The sequence below is a fragment of the Succinivibrio dextrinosolvens genome, assembly GCF_900116345.1.
Taxonomy (GTDB): Bacteria; Pseudomonadota; Gammaproteobacteria; order Enterobacterales; family Succinivibrionaceae; genus Succinivibrio; species Succinivibrio dextrinosolvens_B.
Genome location: NZ_FPAH01000013.1, coordinates 38020 through 60830 on the forward strand (window position 1 = coordinate 38020; position 22811 = coordinate 60830).

Consider the following 22811-nt stretch of genomic DNA (forward strand, 5'->3'; position numbering starts at 1 on the left):
TATGAATTAATGGAGAAGGGCATAGGGACAAAGTCTCTACGCCCTTTTTGAATTGTGAATAGCGAAACTAAAATTACTGTAGCCCTCGATGGAACCGGCGGCGACAATGTCGATGCCAAGACAGTTGCCAGTGCAGTTCGTTTTGCGCTGGTTTTATATCCTAATATCAGAATCAAGGTTTACGGATCACAGAAGCTGAAGGTTGCTCTGGCTTTTGAGAAAATTGATTCAAGCCGATATGAATTTATTGATGCTCCTGAATGTATTCCTCAGGATGAAGATCCTAGAGCTGTTCTGGAGGGATATCGTACATCTGCAATGCGTCGAGTTATCGAAGCTGTAAAAGATAAGGAAGCAGATGTTGCCGTTTCAAGTGGCGGCACAGGTCCATTAGTCAGCCTTTCCCGTCATATTCTTGGAACCATAGGCGGTTTAAGACCTGCCTTATGTGCAAAGATCCCAGCAGGTCCTGCAAAATATTCCCTAATGCTTGATCTTGGCGCTAATGCCTCAAGCAATGCAAAGGATCTTCATGATTTTGCAATCTTAGGTCAGACCGCTTATCAGTGTTTCTACAACGTTTCAAAACCAAGAGTCTGTGTGCTTAATGTTGGTAGCGAGAGAAACAAGGGCAGTGCTCTTGTTAAGGAAGCTCGTGATCTGATTGAGCAGGACCATTCCTTGAACTGCTACGGTTTTGTTGAGGCAGATAAACTCTTTACAGATGATGCTGATGTAATTGTTACCGATGGTTTTACCGGTAATGTTGCTCTAAAAGCTGCTGAGGGGGTTGCTTCTGCATTCCTGAATGCTCAGGGAATGAAGAAATTTTTCTCAAAACTGGCAAGACCTGAATGGCTTCAGCCTTGGCAGTACAACGGTTCTGTGCTCTTAGGCGTTGATGGTCTTGTAATTAAGAGTCATGCCAGTGCAGGCAAGGAAGCTGTTGCTGTAGCTCTAGTTGAGGCTGCTAAAACTGCACAGCTGAATCTTGTTGAAACTATTAAGAAACAAGTACAGTAAAATTTTCCTAATACCAGAAATTACACTGAAATTTAGTTTTCTAACATTTTGCTGTTTTTTTAGGGATAAAGTAAAAAATCCATATTATTTTATGAAAAATTCTTTATTCTTGATAAAATAGCGAGATTGTTTTTGTAGAAATTGGAGAATTCTTTGTTTACTCGAATTCTTGGAACAGGTAGTTATTTACCTGAACAGGTGCGTACCAACGCTGATTTGGAAAAAATGGTTGATACCTCAAATGAGTGGATCATTGAGCGCACTGGTATAAGTGAGAGACGTATTGCTGCTCCAGATGAGACCGCAGCATCCATGGGTGCTATTGCAGCGAAAAGAGCTCTGGAAGCTGCTGGAATTGATGCAGGGGAAATCGATCTCGTCATCTGTGCAACTACCTCAGCTCAGTATGCTTTCCCATCTGCTGCCTGTGAGATTTCAGGTCTGTTAGGTATTAAAGATAAACCTGCATTTGATTTAGCTGCAGCCTGTTCAGGCTTTAGCTATGCCTATTCACTGGCTCATTCCATGATTATTTCAGGTCAGGCTAAAAAAGTTCTGATCGTTGGCTCTGATTTAATGTCAAGAGCCTGTGACCCTACTGACAGAACCACTATTATTCTGTTTGGTGACGGTGCTGCTGCCTGTATTTTAGGCGAGTCTGATACCGAGGGTACAATTACTACTCATATTTCTGCCGATTCAAAATTCGGACCTTTATTATCATTGCCTTATGCAAAGCGCGGTAATTTTACCGGTGATGATTCATGGTTATACATGAAGGGTAATGATGTTTTCAAACATGCTGTTACTGTTTTAGCTTCTCTGGTTACAACTACCCTTGAAAAGGGAAATATGACAGCAGCTGATCTAGATTTTCTTGTTCCTCATCAGGCTAATTTAAGAATCATTGCAGCTACTGCAAGAAAGCTTAAGCTTGATATGGACCATGTGATTGTTACATTAGACAAGCAGGGCAATACATCAGCTCCATCAGTAGGCCTGGCTCTGGATGAAGGTATTCGTTCAGGCAAGATCAAGAGAGGAGATATCCTGCTACTAGAATCCTTCGGTGGTGGATTTACCTGGGGTTCTGCACTTGTACGTTACTAGTGTTGTGATTTAATTCGTCTTTTGTACGATTCAGTAATTATTTTTTTAAAAGAAGTTTTTCTTAAATTCAGGAGATTCTTTATGAAAAAATTTGCAGCAGTTTTTCCAGGACAGGGCTCTCAGAGCGTTGGAATGTTTGCGGATTTTATGGATAACGAAATTGTTAAGGCAACATATGCTGAGGCTAATGAAGCTTTAGGCTATGATCTTCAGGCTGTAACCTTAAATGGTCCTGATACTGAGCTTAACAAGACTGAAGTTACTCAGCCTGCTATCCTGACTGCTTCCGTAGCTGCATTTAGAGTTTTAATGTCAAAGTCTGAAAAACCTGTTGCTCTTGCAGGTCATTCTTTAGGCGAGTACAGCGCACTGGTTGCAGCTGGCGTTATCGACTTCAAGGATGCTGTAAGATTAGTAAGACTTCGCGGTCAGGCAATGCAGGAAGCTGTTCCAGCAGGCGTTGGTGCAATGGCAGCTATTCTTGGTATTGATGACAATGCAATTATTGAGACCTGTGCAAAGGTATCAACCGATTCAGAAAAAGTTTGGGCAGCTAACTTCAATACCCCAGGTCAGGTTGTAATTTCTGGTAACAAGGCTGCTGTTGATAAGGCTTGTGCTGAGTTTACCGCTATGGGTGCTAAGAGAGTAGTTCCCCTGGCTGTTTCTGCTCCATCACACTGCCCACTGATGCAGCCTGCTGCAGACAGACTAGCTGAGGCTTTAAAGTCAATTAAGATTAACGATGCTTCTATCCCTGTATATGTTAACGCATTAGCTAAGCCTTTAACCAAGGGTTCTGATTTAGTTGACGCTCTTGTTAAGCAGTTAACCATGCCAGTTCGCTGGGTTGAGACTGTTCAGGCTTTAAAGGCTGACGGTGTTGAAGCTCTTGTTGAGTGTGGTCCTAACAAGGTTCTTTGTGGTCTGAACCGTCGTATTGACAAGACACTTGGAAGTGCAAACATCTGCAATGAGCAGACCTTAGAGAAAGCTTTAGAAGAATTAGCATAGGAATCAGATTATGTTTAATTTAGACTTTTCAGGAAAGATTGTTTTAGTTACCGGTGCATCACGTGGTATCGGTAAGGGAATTGCACAGGCTTTTGAGCAGCTTGGTGCTAAGGTATACGGTACTGCAACTTCAGAGAAAGGTGCAGCCGGTATTACTGAATACTTAAATGGTCATGGCAAGGGACTTGTTATGAATTCTCTTGACAAGCAGACCGTTGAAGACTGTTTTAATGCTGTTGTAGCTGATGCTGGTACCTGTCCTGATATCATTGTAAACAATGCTGGTATCACACGTGATACTCTGTTTATGAGAATGAAGGAGCAGGATTGGGAAGATGTTCTGCAGTGCAATCTGTTTGCATGTGTTCAGATGTGTAAGCTGGCTATTGGCCCTATGATGAAGAAGAGAGCTGGTAGAATCATCAATATCTCTTCAATCGTTGGCCAGGATGGTAACGCAGGTCAGTGTAACTACGCTGCCGCTAAAGCTGGTTTAATTGGCTTCAGCAAGTCACTAGCAAAGGAAGTTGGTTCAAGAGGTATTACTGTTAACTGTATCGCTCCAGGTTTTGTTGCTACAGATATGACTGCAGCATTAAATGAGGAGCAGTTAAAGGCTTGGACTAATTCAATTCCTTTAAAGAGAGCTGCAACTGTTGATGATATTGCAGGTGCTGCAGTATTTTTAGCATCAGATTTAGCTGCATATATAACAGGTTCTACCATTGATGTAAATGGTGGTCTGCACTGCAACTAATTGATCCTTATGCATATTTGTGAATTAAATTACTTTTTGTATATTTTATTCTTTTTTTTACTACCAAAAGTCGTTTAAAACATATATAATTGCATATAGTTTTGTTTGGGTCCTAGCATTGGGCTGGGGCGTTTTTTTTAGCAAAGGGACAGCGCTGCCTTCGCAGCCTGGTCAAGGAAAAAAATGAGCAATATTGAAGAGCGCGTAAATAAAGTTATCGTTGACACATTAGGCGTTAAGCCTGAGGATGTTGTACCAGAGGCATCATTCGTTGATGATCTTGGCGCTGACTCACTAGATACCGTAGAGCTAGTAATGGCTTTAGAGGAAGAGTTCGGTACCGAAATCCCTGATGAGGAAGCTGAGAAGATCACTACCGTTCAGGCCGCAATCGATTACATCAACAACAATCAGTAATAGCTGGTCGGTGTTGAATTATAAGGATGAATTCTATTCATCCAATATTTAAACATTTAAAGTTGACTGGAGATGCTAAACATCTCCATTCTTTTTAGAAGATTTTGTATCACCTTTTTAAGCTTACAAAGTATTCATCTGGTCATCCCAGTTCTTTGAATGTTGATATAAGTTATGCAATGAGATTTTTTTGATCTGTGCATAGCCAAAAGAATTCAAGACGGAAATAATCCCGTCTAAAACGTAGGATCTACATCCTGCGTTGAGTCAATTATCAGGCTTTTTATGCTTGTATTCGGTAAGTTATTACCGATTTAGTCCACAAATCAATAACGGAGATCCAACGGTGCAATTACGTAGGGTTGTAGTTACCGGAATGGGTATGTTAAGCCCAGTTGGCGGTAATTTAGAAGAATCATGGAAAAATTTATTAGCTGGTAAGAGCGGTATCACTACTATTGATCATTTTGATACTACTGATTTCTCTGTAAAGATTGCCGGTCTAGTAAAGAACTTTAATGCTGAGCAGTGGGGCATCTCAAGCAAGGATGCTCGTAAGATGGATGAGTTCATTCAGTATGGTATCGCTGCAGGTATTATGGCATTGAATGATTCTGGTTTAGAGATTACTCCAGAAAATGCTGATAGAATCGGTACAATGATCGGTTCTGGTATTGGTGGTCTTACTCTAATCGAGAAGAACATTACTGGTTTAGTTGCCAAAGGCCCTCGTGGAATCAGCCCATTCTTCGTTCCATCAACAATTATCAATATGGTTTCAGGCCAGCTTTCTATCCTGAAAGGTCTTCGTGGTCCTAACCTGTCGACTGTTACCGCATGTGCTACCGGTACTCACGCTATCGGTTTATCAGCAAGACTGATTGCTTTCGGTGATGCTGATGTTATGGTTTGTGGTGGTGCAGAAAAAGCTTCTACCCCAATGGGTATCGGCGGTTTCGCTTCAATGAAGGCTCTATCTCACCGCAATGATGATCCTGAGCATGCATCTCGTCCTTGGGATAAGGATCGTGATGGCTTCGTTCTAGGTGACGGTGCTGGTGTGCTGATTCTTGAAGAGTACGAGCACGCTAAGGCTCGTGGTGCTAAGATTTATGCTGAGCTTGTTGGCTTCGGTATGTCAGGTGACGCTTACCACATGACTGCAACACCTTCTACTGGTGAAGGCGCTGCAAGATCAATGATGGGCGCATTAAAGGATGCTGGTGTTAAGCCTGAGCAGGTTAACTACATCAATGCTCACGGTACTTCAACTTCTGTTGGTGACCTATCAGAGTTACGTGCTGCTAAGAGCCTGTTCGGTGACGCTCCTAAGAACTGCTGCATGAGTTCAACCAAGTCTATGACTGGTCACTTACTAGGCGCAGCTGGTGCTATCGAAGCAGTTATTACTGTTATGTCAATCAAGGATCAGATTTGTCCTCCAACAATCAATCTTGTTAACCCAGAAGATGAGGTTGGTGATTTTAATCTTGTTCCTGGTACAGCTCAGAAACATGATATTGAGTACGCTATGTCAAACAACTTTGGCTTCGGCGGTACCAACGGTTCACTTCTATTCAAGAGAATGAACTAAGATTTCATGTGATTATCCCGCCTCTAGGCGGGATAATTCTATATAATCAAGACTTCTTTTAATTTTCCCTGAATATCCTTTCTTTTTACTATCCCATAGTATCTGCTGTCAAAAGAATCAGTCTTTGAGCTTGCAACTATAAATTCATTCTGCTCAAGCTGTTTATGTATTTCTGCATGAATTAACTTTCGTCCATCCTTATCATGGGCTAATGGTCTGGTACTCTTTATAAGATGTCCATTTACATGGATTCCATCAGAAGAGATCTTTACTTTGTCAGGATATGAGGCGACAACATGTTTGCCGATAGGGGATAATCTATAACTGCATTTCCCTGCTGAAAGGTACTTACGTGCTTTAGCGATTTTCTTGTACTTATGGTTAAGACAGAAAAGAACGATATTACCTTTAGTTATATCTGTATTCTCTCTTGATAATCTGTATATTCCTAGAGGAATTGAAGGTGTGGTATTGATTCTTATATCTAAGCCATAGATACTGAGTGCTGTACCTAAAAATAAAGCAGACAAAAATAGTATTTTCATAATTTCTCAATAAAAAAAGCCGTTAGTATTGTAACGGCCTTTTTAGAGAGGCGGAAAATAAGCCTCTATTTTTTGTGAAAACTCTGTATTACTATCTGATTTTTAATCATTATTTGATAAAGAATCAATTGCGTCCTGAGTCTCTTGTTTCTGCTTGATTGCCTTCTCTCCGATAAGCTTAATCAGCTCAATATAAATAAGATCGATAATGAAGAAAACGGACAGTCTGGAGTCAGCATATCCTTGAGCCAGATCGTAATCATGTACTGCGTGAAGCACTGTAATATCAGTGAATGAATAAAGAGGAGATGTGGTTTCTGCGGTAATCGCACAAATCATTGCTCCTTTCTTAGAACATAAAGCTGCTGATTTTACCAGCTCATGAGTTTGACCTGAGTTAGAAATGTAGATTGCTACATCCTGATTGGTGATCATTGTTGAGTGGGTCATAATCTCGTGTGAATCGGTATAACATCTTGCATCGATACCGATACGGGCAATCTTTCTGGCAGCATCCCTGGCTAGATATCCTGAACTTCCAATACCAAAGAAAAATACATGTCTTGCTCCGACAATCTCACGGGTAAGCTTGGTAACAGATTCAAAGCCGATTTCCACAGCGGTCTGAGATAAAAGAGTCTGGTTTAACTGAAGCAGTTTCTGAGCAGTTGTTTCGCAACTCTCCTTAAGATTGATGGCTGTTCTCTTTCCATGATTGTCATTATCCTGAGCTCCAAGATCCTGGGCTAGGGCAATTTTAAAATCCTTAAGAGTTTCAAATCCGAATTTTCTGGCAAAGCGGGTTACTGTTGCATGTGAAATATCACAGTCAGCAGAGATCTCTGAAATAGATGATGAACATGCCTTTAACCCATTAGCCAGAAAGTAATGAATGAGTTTATTGTCTGATTTTGACGCTTTGATCTGTGGATTGCTTAGTCGTCTTAGAATGCTCATTGGATATCCTTTAATGTTGTTCTAATTTTTCATTATTTATTCTTATAGTGTGAAAATTATTTTACGCTTTTTATTTTCAAATGTTCGTGTCTGAACATACAAAACTGGAAAAAAGATATTTATTTTCATTAAAATTGCTTGTTTTTTAAAAGAATTCTTTAATTTCTCTTTCTTTAATAAGTAACTTTTTGTTACATATTAAAATTATTTTGTTTTTATGAAAAAGTCATTTATAAGATAATTTAAACTCTTCCTGTTGTATAATGGTGCAGATTTGATCAAAACTAGACTAATAGTCCTCAATTTGCTACATTTTAGAACAAATTTAGAAACGTATAATATTTTTAAGAGGTCAAAATGACTACAAAAGTTGGAATTTACGGATACGGCAATCTAGGTCGTGGAATTGAAAGTGCATTAAAGTATGCTGATGATCTTGAACTTGTTGCAGTGTTCACTAGAAGAGATCCATCATCTCTGACTTTATCAACAGCAGGTGTTCCTGTAGTAAGCGTAAATGACGTTGAATCATACAAAGATAAGATTGACGTTATGATTCTTTGCGGTGGTTCAGCTACCGACCTTCCTGTACAGACTCCAAAATTAGCAAAGCTTTTCAACGTTATCGACAGTTTTGATACTCATGCTAAGATCCCTGAGCACTTTTCCAATGTTGACAGCGCAGCTAAATCAGGTAGCCATATTGCTTTAATCTCAGCTGGCTGGGATCCTGGTATGTTCTCTTTAAACCGTTTATATGCAAACGCTGTTCTGCCTAACGGTAAAGACTATACCTTCTGGGGTAGAGGCGTAAGCCAGGGCCATTCAGATGCAATTCGTCGCATTGAAGGTGTTGCAGATGCTAGACAGTATACCTGCCCAATTGAATCTGCTCTTGAGGCTGTAAGAAGTGGTTCAAATCCAGAATTAACCACCCGTCAGAAACACACCAGACTATGCTATGTTGTATTAAAGGAAGGTGCTGATGCAGCTAAGGTTGAGAATGAGATTAAGACCATGCCTAACTACTTCTCTGATTACGACACTACTGTTAACTTCATTTCTCAGGAAGAGTTAGACAAGAATCATCGTGGTCTGCCACATGGCGGCTTTGTTCTAAGATCAGGCAAGACAGGCTTCAATCTTGAAAACAATCACGTGATTGAGTACAGCTTAAAGCTTGATTCTAACCCTGAGTTCACTGGCAGTGTTATTGTTGCTTACGCTAGAGCTCTAGCTCGTCTTCACAAGGAAGGTGTTAACGGCTGTAAGACTGTATTTGATATCGCTCCTGCATATCTGTCACCTCTGTCAGGTGAGCAGCTGAGAGCAACTATGCTTTAGTTGTCGTTAGAATGTAGTCTTTAGTACAGGGTCCCGCTTTAGCGGGACTCAATTTTTAGTAACCGGCTTCATTTAATCTTACAAAACCGTCACAGCCGATTTTTCCTCCTAAATCACAGCTTTTCTTGAAATAATCTTTTGCTTCTTTAAAATCCTGTTCAACGCCCTGACCCTGTTCATATAAAGAACCAAGATTCGAGCAACCTGTAGCGTTGTTCATCTCACATCCTTTCTCATATAAGGTTTTAGCGGTTTTATAATCTACCTCAACTCCCTGTCCTAAAGCGAACAGTGCTCCAAGATTTACACAGCCATGGGAATCGTTAAGTCCACAGGATTTCTCATAGTACTCTTTTGCTTTTAAGTAATCCTGTTTAACGCCATCTCCGTTTTCATAGAGATAACCCAGGCTCTTACAACCTCTGCCTTCATCTAAATCACAGGCCTTGGTGTAATAGGAAAGGGCTTTATTGAAATCTATTTGAACTCCTTCTCCCACATCATACATATAGCCAAGACCGGTACATCCGGTTGCTTCATTAAGGTTGCAGGCTTTCTCATAGAGCTCTTTTGTTTTCTGATAATCCTGATCCACACCTTGTCCATTGTCATAAAGAAGTCCCAGATTTCTACATGCCCAGCCATCATTTAATTTGCAGGCCATCTCGTAATACTCTCTGGCTTTTGCGTAGTCCTGAGCTACACCTTTTCCATTATCATACATGAAGCCAAGATAAGCGCAGCCGCTTTCCTCCATTAGATCACAGGCCTTTTCATAGTACGTTTTGGCTTTATCGTAATCTTGAGTAACAGCCTGTCCTTTAAAATAGTATATTCCCAAGTTTCGGCAGCCATAGCCATATTTCAGGGAACAGGCTTTTTCGGTATATTCACGTGCTTTGTCATAGTCCTGAAACTCACCCTCAGCCTGATAGTACATCACTCCAAGGTTAGCGCAACCTTCCGCGTCGTTAAGATCACATGCCTTTTTGAAATACTCTTCAGCCTTTTCAAAATCCTGTGGTTCTCCTATTGCAAACAGATAAATAACTCCAAGCATAGTTAAAGCTTCTGCTTTATCTTCACCATTTAAATTCTGGTTGGCTATCTCAAAAGATTTTTTGTAATACTGTTCTGCCTTGATTTCATCTTTATCTGTGATAATACCGTCTTCATAAGCCTTTCCTACTACATAGCAGGCACTGGTGTTAGGTATTTCACAGCCTTTTATGTAGCTATCCATTGCATCCTTATTTGTTTTTCCCTCTATAAATCCTCTCTCGTACAGAATTCCAAGATCAATACAGCTTGAAGCCAGTTTCAGTTCACAACCTCTTTTGAACATTCTCTGTGCTTCGAAATGATCTGTTGTTTTGGAATGTATGTTTGCATATTTCTTTCCTGCTAGCCAGCAAGCCTCTCCGTTGTCTCCTGCGCACATTGCTTTAAGCTTTTCTAATGACAAGTGTCTTATATCATGCGCTGAACTTCTCTCAACAGGTTTTGGCGTATTACCTGCAAATACAGAAAAAGTACAGGCTAGAAGCAGTGAAGCGATAAGAGTTTTTTTCATAGATAACCTCTGTTCTCAGAGAAGAGTAGACTAGAAGTTTAAGCTGTCGAGCTTTTTAATAGAAGTATCGAATAGGTAAATTTGAATCGCAAGTGCGAGCTAACGTAAATGTGTATCGCCTTAAATATCTGTATAAGAATGTTTGACGAAAAGAAAAATTAAAAGTCAGAAAATAACTATTGTGATACAAGAAAGAGGAAAGCAAAAGATAAGAACTTAAGAATGGCGGAGAAAAGGGGATTTGAACCCCTGAACCGCCGATAAGGCGATTGTCGCATTTCGAGTGCGATGCATTCAACCGCTCTGCCATTTCTCCGTAAGCACAATTATATGCAAATACCAAACAAAATCAAATAGTAAGAGGGTAAGAGATTTATTTTCGTTTTAATTTTCTGATCTCGTCTTTCTTTTCCTTACATATATAGTTGGATTCGGTAATCTTCTGTAGAGCTTTGTTATAGGTTAAATTATCAAGAGTAATGGCTTTAATCTTATCTAGAATATGTGGCCCGTTTTTAGTATATAGAGTTGCAATCAGCCAGGCTACTCCCATATGGACGTAGTATTCTTCAGTATTTATCTGATCTAGATATGAAATGATCTCATCTTCGTACAGTGGTGAACAGAAATACATCAGAGCCATAACACAGGCATATCTAACTGTATAAGGTGAGCTTTTATTCTTAAAACATTTCCTTATAAAAGAGAAATACTGTTCTTGATGCTCTTTGGCTTTTTTTAGTTCTGAACAAAAGCCGTCACAGATAGCCCAGCCATCAAGGTAATTAAGAAATTCGTTAACATAGGTTATTCTCTGGTTCTCATCAATTTTTGCTCTGGCAATAAAGATTGCTCTGCAGAGTTTTTCCTCAAAGTAAGGCTCCTTAGGCAGAGGAGATTGTAATAGTTCTTCCTGGGGAAATTCTTTTAGGTAGGATAGGGCAAGTTTTCTGACCTGAGGAATTCTGACTCCTAACATTTTTACATTAGGACTTAGTTTTTCAGAAAATTCTCTGTAAGAGTCTTCTTTTATTTTGAATAGATCTGCTCTCAGATCCTTCCATGCAAACTTTTTCATAGTATTTACGAATTACTCTATTTTATTTTGAAATATATAACCTTTTACAACTTATCTGTCTGTAAATTAGCAATATACCTTCTCTGACATTAACGTCTTATAAAAATTGTTTCGTATTTTCATAAGTATCAATTGTTTAATAAAATCTCATTATTTATTAAATAGTTATATCTGAATGCAAAATTAAGTAATGCACGATAATTTTCGTTTATAAATAAAATTGCTATCTACTACGCAAATATAAGGCAAAGTTATGCAATTTTTAGTAAAATAATATGATAATAAATAATAATATTGTAACCGTTTGCGAATTTTTACGAGGAAACAAATGAGCGTCACCTTAAAAGACCTAGCAAAAGCATCTGGCGTTTCAATTGGTACTGTTTCACGCGCACTTAATGATAAGAATGAAGTAAGCGCAAAAACATCAGAAAGAATCCGTCAGCTTGCTCAGGAATTGGGGTATATTCCGAATCGTGCAGGTCGAGCTTTATCTTCTCAGAAAAGCATTAACTATGTTGGTATCGTAATTCCAAGTATAAACTCTCCTTTCTTTGATGATATCAAAAAAGGCATTGAGATGGCTTTAAAGGAGTTCAAAGATCTTGGAATTGATGTGATTATCAAAGAGCAGGAAGGCTGGAGTGTGGACACCCAGATCAGAGCATTAGATGAACTGGAGAATTCTGGATGTAAGGCTTTTGTTTTGTGTTCTGTGGATTCTGAAAAAATCAGAGATAAGATATCAGAATTGTCTGATAAAGGCTATCCGGTTGTTCTTCTGAATAATGATCTTCCTGGTACCAAGAGATTATGTTTTGTTGGTCCTGATTATCTGAAGTCAGGCAAGGTTGCCGCTGCTATGGTTGATAAATGTCATCCTGGCATTCCTCTAAAGATCCTTGTGGTTGTAGGCTACAAGTCTCACCTAGGCCACAAGACCAGACTTGACGGTTTTATTTCAGAACTTAAGTCTAGAAGACAGGATTATGAGATTGTCGATGTAATCGAGGGTAATGATCAGGATATTATTACCCAGCAGGTTACTATGAAGGCATTTATGAAGCATCCTGAGGTTAATGTCGTTTATATGGCAACAGGTTCAGGTGTTTCTGGTTTAGGTGCAGCAATCATTGCAGATTCTGAGCACAAACGTTTTATTCTTGCCTGTGACGAGATTTATACTACCAAGGAACTGGTGAAGAACGATATTATTGATTTCGTAATCTGTCAGTCTCCTGTAGTACAGGGATATCAGGTTATCAAGAAACTTCACGATTACCTTAATAAGATAGGAAATCTTCCAGAAGACTATATCGTGGATACAGTTATAAAGGTTAAGAGTCACTTCGATTAACAATCATTGTATTAGTTTTAGGTCCCACAGTATTAACACTGTGGGATTTTTTTCCCCTGTAGACTTGGTTCTATTCGAAGCTTGTAATCTTTTTTATTTTGAGTTTTGCTTTTCTCTATTCTGTCGAGCTGACTAGTATTATCCTGCAAACTCAATATATTCAATACATTTTGTTTGCTGTGTCGCTGTTTAAAAGAATAAGTTTGGTATTCTGCTGTAAAAACTTGATGCTTTGGAAGGAACAGCGGAGAAGGTTGCTTTACAATAAACTCTTTGCTACCTGTAGTTGGGCAGAAGACAGCTAAAAAGAAAAAGGACCTAAACATCATATGCTTAGGCCACAAATTAAAGAACTACGTATTTTGAGAGTTTACTTTTATTTAATGCTAATTCTTTTTAATCTGTCCGTAGTAAGCGTTGGCACCGTGCTTACGTAGGTAGTGCTTATCGAGCAGATCCTGCTGCATTGGTTGCAGATCTGGTCTTAGAGTTAATGAGTGATATGCCATAAATGCAACTTCTTCTAGAACAACAGCATTGTAAACGGCATTAGCAGGTGATTTTCCCCAAACGAATGGTCCATGTGAGTAAACTACACAGGCAGGGACATCCTTCATGTTGATGTTGCGATTCTTAAAGGTTTCGACGATTACTTTACCGGTCTCAAGTTCATATTCGCTCTCGATTTCCTGCTTTGTCATTTTTCTGGTACATGGAATTGCACCGTAATAGTAGTCAGCTCCGGTAGTGCCTAATGCAGGAATATCCATTCCAGCCTGTGCAAATGATGTTGCATTGCGTGAATGAGTGTGAACAACACCCTGGATATCTGGGCAGGCACGATATAATTCTAAGTGAGTTGGAGTATCTGTAGATGGATTTAAGTCACCTTCAACTGTTTCACCAGTTTTAAGATCAACTACAACCATATCCTCAACCTTCATGGTTTCATAATCAACTCCTGATGGTTTAATTACAACCAGACCAGACTTTCTGTCGATTCCTGAAACGTTACCCCAGGTGAAGGTTACTAAGCCATGCTTAGGTAAATCTAAGTTGGCGTCAAATACGGCCTTTTTTAAATCTTCTAACATTTTTTACTCCGAGTTTTATTATGTATTGATGTTGTGATTTTGTGATGAATTATTATCTTCGCTTTTTTGTATAAGGGTATTGTACGCTAATTTTTCTTTAAGAAAAGTGGTAAAAGTATGATCTATGCAAAATATTTTAGATATAAATATTTAAACACTTATAAAACAATAAGTTAATTTTATTCGCAAACGATTGCAATTTATTCTAAAAATGGTCAAAAATAAAACCGTTTACTTTTAACGTTCCCGGAATAATTCTCTGATTTGTCAAAAGAAGCTCTCCTCTTTTATCGAATTTTAAAGCGAATTTTGGAAGGGGAATGGTTAGATATTTTGCAGATGAGGAAAGCTTTAAGAGCTCATTTGCTGTGAGAAAATGGTCTGAACAGAGATTAATTATTCCTGGGATTTTATTTTTGATGATAAGTCCGATTGCTCTGGAACAGTCTTCAACTGAGAGATAGGGAATATAGTTGCTGCCACCTATTATATGTAATGTTGGAAGATACTTAATATTCTCAACAAGCCCTCCACCTGCACCGACTACTACTCCGATTCTGAGGATACTTACTGTGGTTTTAAACGTATCTTTAAGATCATTGGCTTTTCTTTCTATAGCCTTGCAGATATCTGCATATACGGAGTCAGCTAGTTCTCCTTTTTCATCCTGTTCACTGTTGTCTTTATAGATACCTGTGGCGCTGGCCTGAATGAAGTGGGAGGGAAATTTATCCGCATATTTCTTTGCAAGAAGCTCAATCGTCTCAAGTCTTGAGTTTAGGATTTGGGAAAGTCTATTGCTGGTTAATCTATTCTTTGCGATTGATTCTCCTGCAAGATTAACTATTACGTCAACCTCAGGGAAATCATCCCGTGCTGTTAAGACTTTAACGTCTGGGGTAAATCCAAGATTATTCTTTATCTGGTTTTGATGGGAATATACGAAGAGGGTATTGTTCTGTTTTTTTAAAAGGGTAATCAGCTCTCGTCCTACAAAGCCAGAACCTCCTGTAACCAGAACCCGCATGATTTTATCTCCTTATATATAACCTTTTTAAATTATAGTCAGCCATATATCCAAAATAAAAGCAGCCTAAGCTGCTTTTACTTATAACATAATATAGGTAATTCAGGATACTGAATTAGTCCTTAACCTGAGTAGCCTGAATTGCGGTAACTGCAACAGTGTAGATGATGTCATCAACTAAAGCACCACGAGACAGATCGTTAACAGGTCTCTTCATACCCTGTAACATAGGGCCGATAGAAACAAGTTTAGCTGAACGCTGAACTGCCTTGTAAACAGTGTTACCGGTTGACAGGTTAGGGAAGATGAATACGGTAGCCTTACCAGCAACTGGTGAACCAGGAGCCTTCTGAGCAGCAACGTCTGGCATTACAGCAGCGTCGTACTGTAGAGGACCGTCAACTGCGATATCAGGACGCTTTGAACGAACTAAAGCAGTAGCTTCCTTCATCATGTCAACATCTGCGCCTTTACCTGAGTTGATGGTTGAATAGGTAATCATTGCAACTCTTGGATCAATACCGAATGCCTTAGCGGTATCTGCAGACTGGATAGCAATTTCAGAAATCTCTTCAGCGGTTGGATTGATGTTCAGAGCACAGTCACCGTATACATAAACCTGCTCATCCATCAGCATGAAGAAGATAGCTGAAACAAGCTTTGCACCAGGAGCTGTCTTTAGAATCTGCAGAGCAGGACGAATGGTGTTTGCTGTGGTGTGAACTGCACCTGATACAAGTCCATCTAATTCCTTGCTGTCGATCATCATGGTTGCCAAGAATACGTTGTCCTGTAACATTTCAAGAGCCTGCTCTGGGGTTACGCCCTTAGCCTTACGTAGCTCAACCAGTCTGTCTACATACTTCTCACGAACTGCATCTGGATCAACGAACTCAACGTTTTCACCTAGAGTTACGCCCTGAGCCTTTGCTACCTCTAAGATTTTGTCTTTCTTACCGAACAGTACAGGAACTGCGATATTCTGCTCTGCAACCTTAGCTGCTGCACATACGGTACGTGGCTCATCACCCTCTGGAAGAGCGATCTTCTTGTGAGCTGCTCTTGCAAGAGCGGTCAGCTTGCTGCGGAATGCTGCTGGGCTCATTAGAGGAGTTGTCTTCTCTTCAAGATTCTTGATTAAATCGATTGCCTTAGCATCAAAGTCCTTTGAAGACTTCTCTTCGATCAGCTTCTTCTGCTCTTCGTCGTCTCTTAACTGAGCTGGGAACTCAGCTAAAGCCTGAGCAACTGACCATAGAGGCTTCTCAGTGGTAATAACAGTTGCACCTTCAACTGAACCGGTAACACCGTCGGTCAGAATAACGGTCTTAGCATCGGTCTTTACTGGTACAGTGTCAGTTACAAGTACAGCTTTCTCTTTTGCGGTCTCGTTTGATAGAGCAACCTTGTATGAACGGACATTCTCGTCACCTGAAGCAATCTTGGCATCGATAAACTGAGCAATGTCCTTTGCTCTAGGAGCATAGTAAGCTACATCGAAGTTAACATTAGCGATAAAATCTGTTAGAACTTCATCTTCATTCTTAACAGCACATGCTGCACCGCACTTGTCACAGCCTGATAGAACCAGCTTCTTGTTGCCCTTTGCATCTCTTGGGGCTTTATCATTCAGAAGAATGGTGCCTAAGTGCTGATTCTTACCTGCGTTGCCGAAGTAAAGAAGAGTTGCATCAATTGCGCTCTTTGCGCACTTGCACTTGCCTGATACTACAGAAATAATATTTGCATCAAAAGCGTGGCAGATTTCTGCGTTAATCTCGTTAACGTTGAAAGGAGCGTCAGTTACACCTTCAATAACAATTACATCATATTTGTTTGCATCGTTTAGAGCGTTGTAGTTGGCAACGATTGCCTCGATAACCTCTGACTTGTTCCCCTCAGAAAGCTTCTTAGCTGCACAGCACTTGTTTAAAGAGGTGTTTGAACACTCTTTTCTGCAGCAGCTGTAGAAAGGGGTGAAAAGAGCAGCCTTAACGCCGTTGTCGTTTAAAGCTTTTACTAAACCTAAAGATGCAGTAAAAATACCAGAAGTCTTACCTGCTGGCACTAGCATAACATTACGTGACACTTGTGACTCCATACTTGCCAAAATTGAAATTATTTCTTACACAGGGATATGATCCAAGCATATTAACCGTAAGATTATAACATACGGCATAAATGCAGATTCGCTATAAAACGATCAGATCGATTTTTTGTATAGTAGATTGCGTTTTTACGGTAACTATTTATAGAATTATTAAAAAAGAAAATTATTTTAAGGATAGCCGGTGAATATTGTTAAAAAAATCAAAGTTGGAATTCAGTACATGAATGACTGGCCTCTTGAGCCATTGTTAAATCCTGTTTTTCCTGAGTGCCGTGTAAAAAGAGCGATTATTGCTGGACGAAAAATATTACCACCTTTTATTGTTTTTATTCTTTTCTGGGCTGTATATCAGGGAGGTGGTTTTAAAGGGATCCCCATGCTGTTTGCTTTATCCTCGAACTTTCCTGTAACCCTAGTCTGTGTTATTTTTCTGATGCTTATGCCTCTTCAGGGGTATCTGTGGTTTTATAAAAGAGCCATAACAAAACTTAACGATCGTCAGAAGGATTTCTATCTTCTCGTCTGTACAAAGCTCGAAAAACAGCCTGCTTTAAATCCAACCATGCTTGATCTGGAAAAGGCCATTAATGCCTGTATTAAAACTCTAGGTGTTGATTTACTGAAAAAACTGTAAATTGCGAATTTCTGAAAATTTATCTCTGTAATCGTTTGCATATATGTAAAAATATTCACATCTAAGACTTCTTTGTATTTAATAAAACATGCTAATATATCTATAAATCAAAGAATTAGATTTTAGATAGAACTAAATATGAGAAAATGGTACGTTTCCGTAAAGGTTTACGTATTATTTTTGAAGTAACTCAAACTTTTTTTGAATAAAACGCAAAAAATGTAAAAGTGTGTCACGTTTTCTTTAATCTTGAATTCGTTTTGATTGTGCTCTGTCATACAATCGTTTAACAGAAAAGAGTAAATTTTTTCGTAATTATTCTTTTTTTTTGCATAAACAAACATTTCAATCAGGAGTTGTTATGAAATTAGTAAAAGCAGTTCTAGCTGCATCAATCGGTGCAATTATTGCTTCATCAGCTGTTCAGGCTAAGCAGTTAACTATCGGTTTCTCTCAGATTGGCGCTGAGTCAGAGTGGCGTACCGCAAACACCAACGATGTTAAGGAAGCAGCTAAAGCTCACAACGTAAATCTGAAGTTCTCAGACGCTCAGCAGAAGCAGGAGAACCAGATCAAGGCAATCCGTACCTTTATCGCTCAGAAGGTTGACTTAATCGGTCTTGTACCTATCGTAGCTACCGGTTGGGACAACATTCTACGTGAAGCAAAGAGAGCAAAGATTCCTGTTCTAATTGTTGACCGTGACCTAACCGTTTCAGATCCATCTTTATATGTTGCTAAGATCGGTACTGATTCATATGCAGAAGGTCAGAAGGTTTACAAGTGGATTGACGACTATGTAAAGGCTAACAATGTTAAGCCACGTAACGGCGGTGACAAGTTAAATATCGTTATTCTTGAAGGTACCGTTGGTGCATCAGCAACCACCGGTCGTGGCAACGGCTTCAACGACGCTATGAAGGCTGATCCTGATGGCGCTAAGAAGTTCAACATCCTAGCTTCTCAGACCGGTGACTTCACCCGTCAGAAGGGTCAGGAAGTTATGGAGTCATTCTTAAAGTCAAATCGTAATGACATCGACATTCTGTTCGCAATGAACGACGATATGGCATTAGGTGCTGTTCAGGCTATCGAAGCTGCTGGTCTAAAGCCATCAAAGGATATCATCATCGTTTCAGTTGACGGTGTAAAGGGTATCTTCCAGGCTATGATCGACGGCAAGACTAACGCAACTGTTGAGTGTAACCCACTACAGGGTGAGTTATTCTTCCAGACCGCTGAGAAAGTTCTAAAGGGTGAGTCAGTACCTAAGAGTGTATTCGTTGAGGAAGGCGTTTACACTGCAGACAAGGCTGCTGAAGTATTCCCTTCACGTAAATACTAATCATATTTACAACACATAAAAATAGGGTGCAGAGATGCACCCTAATTTGAATTTAAACCCCAATCATCAATCATCAAGAAGAACACCTGCATTAGGAGGGCTGTATGGCCTTAGAAGACAACGAATATATATTGCAGATGAAACACATTGACATGTTCTTCCCAGGAGTTAAGGCCTTAAAAGACGTTTCTTTCAATCTAAAAAAAGGCGAAATCATCTCTCTAATGGGCGAGAACGGTGCTGGTAAATCAACATTAGTTAAAGTATTAACAGGTGTTTATCACAAGACTAATGGAGAAATCACTTTCGACGGTAAGGTAATTGAACCTACCACTCCTCTAGCCAGTCAGCAGATGGGTATTTCTACCGTTTACCAGGAAGTTAATCTTTGTGCTAATTTGTCAGTTGCAGAGAATATTTATATTGGACGTGAACCTCGCGGAGCATTTGGCCGTATTGACTGGGCTACAATGCAGAAGAATGCATCTGACCTGTTATTCCGCGAATTAGGCATCGATATCGATGTAACAAAAGAACTAAATTTCTACCCGGTAGCAATGCAGCAGATGATCGCAATTGCCCGTGCTATCGATACACAGTGTAAAGTTCTGATTCTTGACGAACCAACTTCTTCACTGTCAGACAAAGAAACCGAGAGACTGTTCAAGATTATGAGAAATCTGAAGTCTCAAGGTATTTCAATCATCTTTATTTCTCATTTCCTAGAGCAGATTTATACAATCTGTGATCGTATAACTGTACTGCGTGACGGTACCTATATCGGTGAATACGACATCAAGTCTTTACCAAGAATTGAACTAATCTCCAAGATGATGGGTAAAGAAGTTAAAGAAGGCGAAATCGAATCTAACGTTGATAAATCAGTTCCTCGTGAGAACATCTTCCTTGAGACTGAGCACGTAACCGTACCGGGCAAGGTTAAAGACCTTTCAATGGATATCAAGCAGGGTGAGGTTGTTGGCTTTGCTGGTCTTTTAGGTTCCGGTAGATCTGAAATCGCAGAAACTCTGTTCGGTACTCTTCTGAAATCAAGCGGTAACATCTACATAGACGGCACTGCAGTTTCAGTTAAGACTCCAATGGATATGATGAAGAATCGTATCGCATTCTGTCCTGAAGATCGTAAGGTTCAGGGCATCATTGGTGATCTGTCAGTTAGAGAGAACATTATCCTTGCTCTACAGGCTAAGAACGGCATGTTCAAGCATATGTCTAGACATCGCCAGAACAAGCTTGCCGACTACTATATCAATCTGTTGAGAATCAAGGTGTCAGACCGTGAGCAGCTCATTAAGAACCTCTCTGGCGGTAACCAGCAGAAGGTGATTATCGCAAGATGGCTTGCAACTGAACCTAATCTTCTGATTTTAGACGAACCTACCCGTGGTATTGACGTTGGTACCAAGTCTGAAATCGAGGCCTTGGCAGTATCTTTGGCCAAGGAGAAGGGAATGGCAGTTGTATTCATTTCTGGTGAGATGGGCGAAATGGTTCGTACTTGTTCAAGAGTCATGGTAATTCGTGATCATGAAAAGATTACAGAATTAAATGATGATGAAATTTCAACTGCACACATTATGCAAGCTATAGCCGGAGACTACCATGGAAAGTCTTGTTAAAAAATTTACCCAAAGCTCACTTGCTTTGCCTCTGGTTGCCTTAGCAGTGCTGCTTTTATTCAATGCATTTTTCGTAGATGACTTCTTCAAGATTGAAGTTATGGAAAATGGCAATCTGTACGGTCGTCCTATTGATATTCTGTACCGTGCATCTTCACTTATCATCCTTGCATTAGGTATGACCTTTGTTATTGCAACAGGCGGTATCGATATTTCTGTTGGTGCTGTGGTGGCAATTTCATCTGCAACCTGCTGTGTAATGTTAGGTGGTGATATTTCCGGTATTCCTGAGCATCCATTCTTCATCGCAATTCTTGCCTCCTTATGTGTAGGTATTGTTGCCGGTATCTGGAATGGTACCTTGGTTGCCAAGCTGAAGATTCAGGCAATGGTTGCAACCTTGATTCTGATGACAGCTGGTCGTGGTATCGCTCAGCTTATGACTGACGGTCAGATTATTACCGTTTACTACAAGCCATTTGCTTACATCGGCGGTAACATCCCAGGTGTTATGCTTCCAACTGCAATGATTATTGCTCTTGCAATGGTTCTGCTGGTTCTTTTCATCAACAAGAGAACCTCAATCGGTCTTATGATTCAGTCTGTTGGTATCAACGCGAATGCTGCACGCTATGCTGGTATCAAAGTTACTGCTGTTCTATTTGCTGTGTATATCTTCTCTGGTTTCTGTGCCGGTACAGCTGGTCTTATCGAAGGCTCTCTCATTAGAGCTGCCGATGCTAACAATGCTGGTCTGAATATGGAAATGGACGCCATTCTTGCAGTTACCCTTGGCGGTACTCTGATGGTTGGCGGTAGATACTATATCGGCGGTACCATCATTGGAGCTATTACCATTCAGACACTAACCACTACCATGTACGCTATCGGTGTTTCATCAGATAGACTACCTGCGGTTAAGGCAATTGTTATTCTGCTGATTATCGTATTCCAGTCAGAGAAGTTTAAGGAAATGTATCGCAACTACAAGTTAAAGCGCCTTGATACTCAGTTAAGTTCTAAGAAGGAGGTTTCAAATGCGTAGTAGGTTTTTATCAAACTTAGTTGCATCTCAGAACTTCCCATTCTATGTTACTGGTGCACTATTTGTTGTTTTATTCGGATTTGGTTCAGTTCTGTTTGACGGCTTCTTCAGCCTGCAGGTTTTCCTGAATCTGTTTATTGACAATGCTCCTCTTATTATTGTTACAGTAGGTATTACCTTCACAATCCTGTCCGGATTCGGTGGTATTGACCTGTCTGTAGGTGCTGTGGTTTCACTCTCCTGCATGACCTTGGCTGTTCTGATGAGAGATACAACAATCAGTCCATATGTATGCATGGCAATTGTTCTGGCAATCGGTTTTACTGTCGGTCTTATTAACGGTCTTCTGATTACTTATTTCAGATTACAGCCATTCATTGTTACTCTAGGTACAATGTTCCTATGCCGTGGTCTGACTGCAATTCTGTCACGTGACTCAGTGCCTATTGATAATCCACAGTATTCAGACTTAGCATTTTTCTCATTCGAGTTTGGTGATTATTTCCTGTCTCTAGGTGCTGTAATTGCTTTATTCATGGTTGTGCTTGCAACTATCATCCTGCGTTACACTTCTTTTGGTAGAGGCGTATATGCTATCGGTGGTAATGAGCAGTCTGCAAAACTGATGGGCTTAAAGACTGATTTTATCCGTGTTCGCGTTTACATCATTTCTGGTTTCTGTGCTGCATTAGGCGGTATCTGCTACTCATGGATTATGCTGTCAGGTTATACCCTGCACGGTCTTGGAATGGAAATGGATGCAATCGCATCATCAGTTATCGGTGGAACCCAGCTGATGGGTGGTGTTGGCTTTATGCCTGGTACTCTGCTAGGTGTTATGATTCAGGGCTCAATCCTGACCATTATCTCCTTCCAGGGAACTCTTTCAGCTTGGTGGACCAAGATTGTAGTTGGTCTTCTACTATGTCTGTTCATTGTAATGCAGGCCTTAGTAAATGCCCATAAGAACAAACTTATGAATCAGATTGCTGAAGGCTCTGTAAAAGAGAACAAATAAATTCATCGATCACACTTTTAGTAAATGAATTTTGGGGTATGTCACAAAGCATACCCCTTTCTATTTTCTATCCTTATTAATTGACTATTATGAAGGTATAACAATAACAATTATTATTAATAAAAATAT

Annotated in this window: 20 protein-coding genes and 1 tRNA gene; 13 read left to right on the plus strand and 8 right to left on the minus strand. The window is 39.9% G+C overall.

Going from position 1 to position 22811, the window contains the following annotated elements; all coding sequences use genetic code 11:
* Nucleotides 1–54 precede the first annotated feature (54 nt).
* From BM308_RS05905 to fabF, 6 genes are all read left to right on the plus strand, one after another.
* Nucleotides 55–1023 (plus strand): phosphate acyltransferase, encoded by a 969-nt coding sequence (locus BM308_RS05905; RefSeq protein ID WP_074943671.1) that lies wholly within the window; start codon nucleotides 55–57, stop codon nucleotides 1021–1023.
* 153 nt (nucleotides 1024–1176) lie between these two features.
* A complete protein-coding gene (locus BM308_RS05910; RefSeq protein WP_074943673.1) occupies nucleotides 1177–2133 on the plus strand; it encodes a beta-ketoacyl-ACP synthase III in 957 nt (318 codons plus the stop codon).
* Nucleotides 2134–2214: 81 nt separating this feature from the next.
* Nucleotides 2215–3147 carry an ACP S-malonyltransferase gene (gene fabD, locus BM308_RS05915; RefSeq protein ID WP_074943675.1) on the plus strand — a complete coding sequence of 311 codons (933 nt, stop codon included), beginning with the start codon at nucleotides 2215–2217 and terminating at the stop codon, nucleotides 3145–3147.
* 10 nt (nucleotides 3148–3157) lie between these two features.
* Nucleotides 3158–3904: a 3-oxoacyl-[acyl-carrier-protein] reductase gene (gene fabG, locus BM308_RS05920; RefSeq protein ID WP_074943677.1), complete on the plus strand. Its 747-nt coding sequence runs from the start codon at nucleotides 3158–3160 to the stop codon at nucleotides 3902–3904.
* Between the two features lie 183 nt (nucleotides 3905–4087).
* A complete protein-coding gene (acpP, locus tag BM308_RS05925; protein ID WP_031491245.1) occupies nucleotides 4088–4321 on the plus strand; it encodes an acyl carrier protein in 234 nt (77 codons plus the stop codon).
* A 346-nt stretch (nucleotides 4322–4667) separates the two neighbouring features.
* Nucleotides 4668–5915: a beta-ketoacyl-ACP synthase II gene (fabF, locus tag BM308_RS05930; protein ID WP_074943679.1), complete on the plus strand. Its 1248-nt coding sequence runs from the start codon at nucleotides 4668–4670 to the stop codon at nucleotides 5913–5915.
* Nucleotides 5916–5953: 38 nt separating this feature from the next.
* On the opposite strand, the gene traF is transcribed toward fabF, so the two are convergent.
* A complete protein-coding gene (gene traF, locus BM308_RS05935; RefSeq protein WP_074943681.1) occupies nucleotides 5954–6460 on the minus strand; it encodes a conjugative transfer signal peptidase TraF in 507 nt (168 codons plus the stop codon).
* Between the two features lie 102 nt (nucleotides 6461–6562).
* Nucleotides 6563–7417, minus strand: coding sequence for a MurR/RpiR family transcriptional regulator (locus BM308_RS05940; protein WP_074943683.1), 855 nt, complete (start codon nucleotides 7415–7417; stop codon nucleotides 6563–6565).
* Between the two features lie 357 nt (nucleotides 7418–7774).
* Between BM308_RS05940 and BM308_RS05945 the strand changes: the two genes are divergently transcribed.
* Nucleotides 7775–8761 (plus strand): diaminopimelate dehydrogenase, encoded by a 987-nt coding sequence (locus BM308_RS05945; protein WP_074943685.1) that lies wholly within the window; start codon nucleotides 7775–7777, stop codon nucleotides 8759–8761.
* Nucleotides 8762–8816: 55 nt separating this feature from the next.
* Here BM308_RS05945 and BM308_RS13595 read toward each other — a convergent pair whose 3' ends face one another.
* The 3 genes from BM308_RS13595 to BM308_RS05960 all read right to left on the minus strand — a co-directional run bounded on the left by BM308_RS13595 (nucleotide 8817) and on the right by BM308_RS05960 (nucleotide 11412).
* The gene (locus tag BM308_RS13595; RefSeq protein WP_074943687.1) at nucleotides 8817–10334 is read right to left on the minus strand and encodes an SEL1-like repeat protein; all 1518 of its coding nucleotides are present in this window, start codon (nucleotides 10332–10334) and stop codon (nucleotides 8817–8819) included.
* A gap of 223 nt (nucleotides 10335–10557) precedes the next feature.
* Nucleotides 10558–10650, minus strand: a tRNA-Ser gene (locus BM308_RS05955).
* Nucleotides 10651–10707: 57 nt separating this feature from the next.
* The gene (locus BM308_RS05960; protein ID WP_074943689.1) at nucleotides 10708–11412 is read right to left on the minus strand and encodes a DNA alkylation repair protein; all 705 of its coding nucleotides are present in this window, start codon (nucleotides 11410–11412) and stop codon (nucleotides 10708–10710) included.
* Between the two features lie 328 nt (nucleotides 11413–11740).
* Between BM308_RS05960 and BM308_RS05965 the strand changes: the two genes are divergently transcribed.
* Entirely contained in the window at nucleotides 11741–12769 is a 1029-nt protein-coding gene (locus BM308_RS05965; protein WP_074943691.1) for a LacI family DNA-binding transcriptional regulator, read from the plus strand.
* A gap of 386 nt (nucleotides 12770–13155) precedes the next feature.
* On the opposite strand, the gene BM308_RS05975 is transcribed toward BM308_RS05965, so the two are convergent.
* From BM308_RS05975 to pta, 3 genes are all read right to left on the minus strand, one after another.
* Nucleotides 13156–13863 carry an L-ribulose-5-phosphate 4-epimerase gene (locus tag BM308_RS05975; RefSeq protein WP_074943695.1) on the minus strand — a complete coding sequence of 236 codons (708 nt, stop codon included), beginning with the start codon at nucleotides 13861–13863 and terminating at the stop codon, nucleotides 13156–13158.
* A gap of 205 nt (nucleotides 13864–14068) precedes the next feature.
* Nucleotides 14069–14890 carry an NAD-dependent epimerase/dehydratase family protein gene (locus BM308_RS05980; protein ID WP_074943697.1) on the minus strand — a complete coding sequence of 274 codons (822 nt, stop codon included), beginning with the start codon at nucleotides 14888–14890 and terminating at the stop codon, nucleotides 14069–14071.
* Nucleotides 14891–15005: 115 nt separating this feature from the next.
* Nucleotides 15006–16979, minus strand: a complete 1974-nt coding sequence (pta, locus tag BM308_RS05985) for a phosphate acetyltransferase (protein ID WP_074943699.1) — start codon at nucleotides 16977–16979, stop codon at nucleotides 15006–15008.
* Nucleotides 16980–17181: 202 nt separating this feature from the next.
* On the opposite strand from pta, the gene BM308_RS05990 reads away from it, so the two are divergent.
* The 5 genes from BM308_RS05990 (at nucleotide 17182) to yjfF (ending at nucleotide 22682) form a co-directional block, all read left to right on the plus strand.
* On the plus strand, nucleotides 17182–17634 hold the full coding sequence (locus BM308_RS05990; protein WP_074943701.1) for a DUF412 family protein: 453 nt from the start codon (nucleotides 17182–17184) through the stop codon (nucleotides 17632–17634).
* A gap of 361 nt (nucleotides 17635–17995) precedes the next feature.
* Nucleotides 17996–18979 carry an ABC transporter substrate-binding protein gene (locus BM308_RS05995; protein ID WP_031491257.1) on the plus strand — a complete coding sequence of 328 codons (984 nt, stop codon included), beginning with the start codon at nucleotides 17996–17998 and terminating at the stop codon, nucleotides 18977–18979.
* Between the two features lie 104 nt (nucleotides 18980–19083).
* On the plus strand, nucleotides 19084–20619 hold the full coding sequence (locus BM308_RS06000; RefSeq protein WP_074943703.1) for a sugar ABC transporter ATP-binding protein: 1536 nt from the start codon (nucleotides 19084–19086) through the stop codon (nucleotides 20617–20619).
* Nucleotides 20603–21664, plus strand: a complete 1062-nt coding sequence (locus BM308_RS06005; protein WP_074943705.1) for an ABC transporter permease — start codon at nucleotides 20603–20605, stop codon at nucleotides 21662–21664. The genes BM308_RS06000 and BM308_RS06005 overlap by 17 nt, the downstream gene beginning before the upstream one ends.
* Nucleotides 21657–22682 (plus strand): galactofuranose ABC transporter, permease protein YjfF, encoded by a 1026-nt coding sequence (gene yjfF, locus BM308_RS06010; protein WP_074943707.1) that lies wholly within the window; start codon nucleotides 21657–21659, stop codon nucleotides 22680–22682. The genes BM308_RS06005 and yjfF overlap by 8 nt, the downstream gene beginning before the upstream one ends.
* Nucleotides 22683–22811 lie beyond the last annotated feature (129 nt).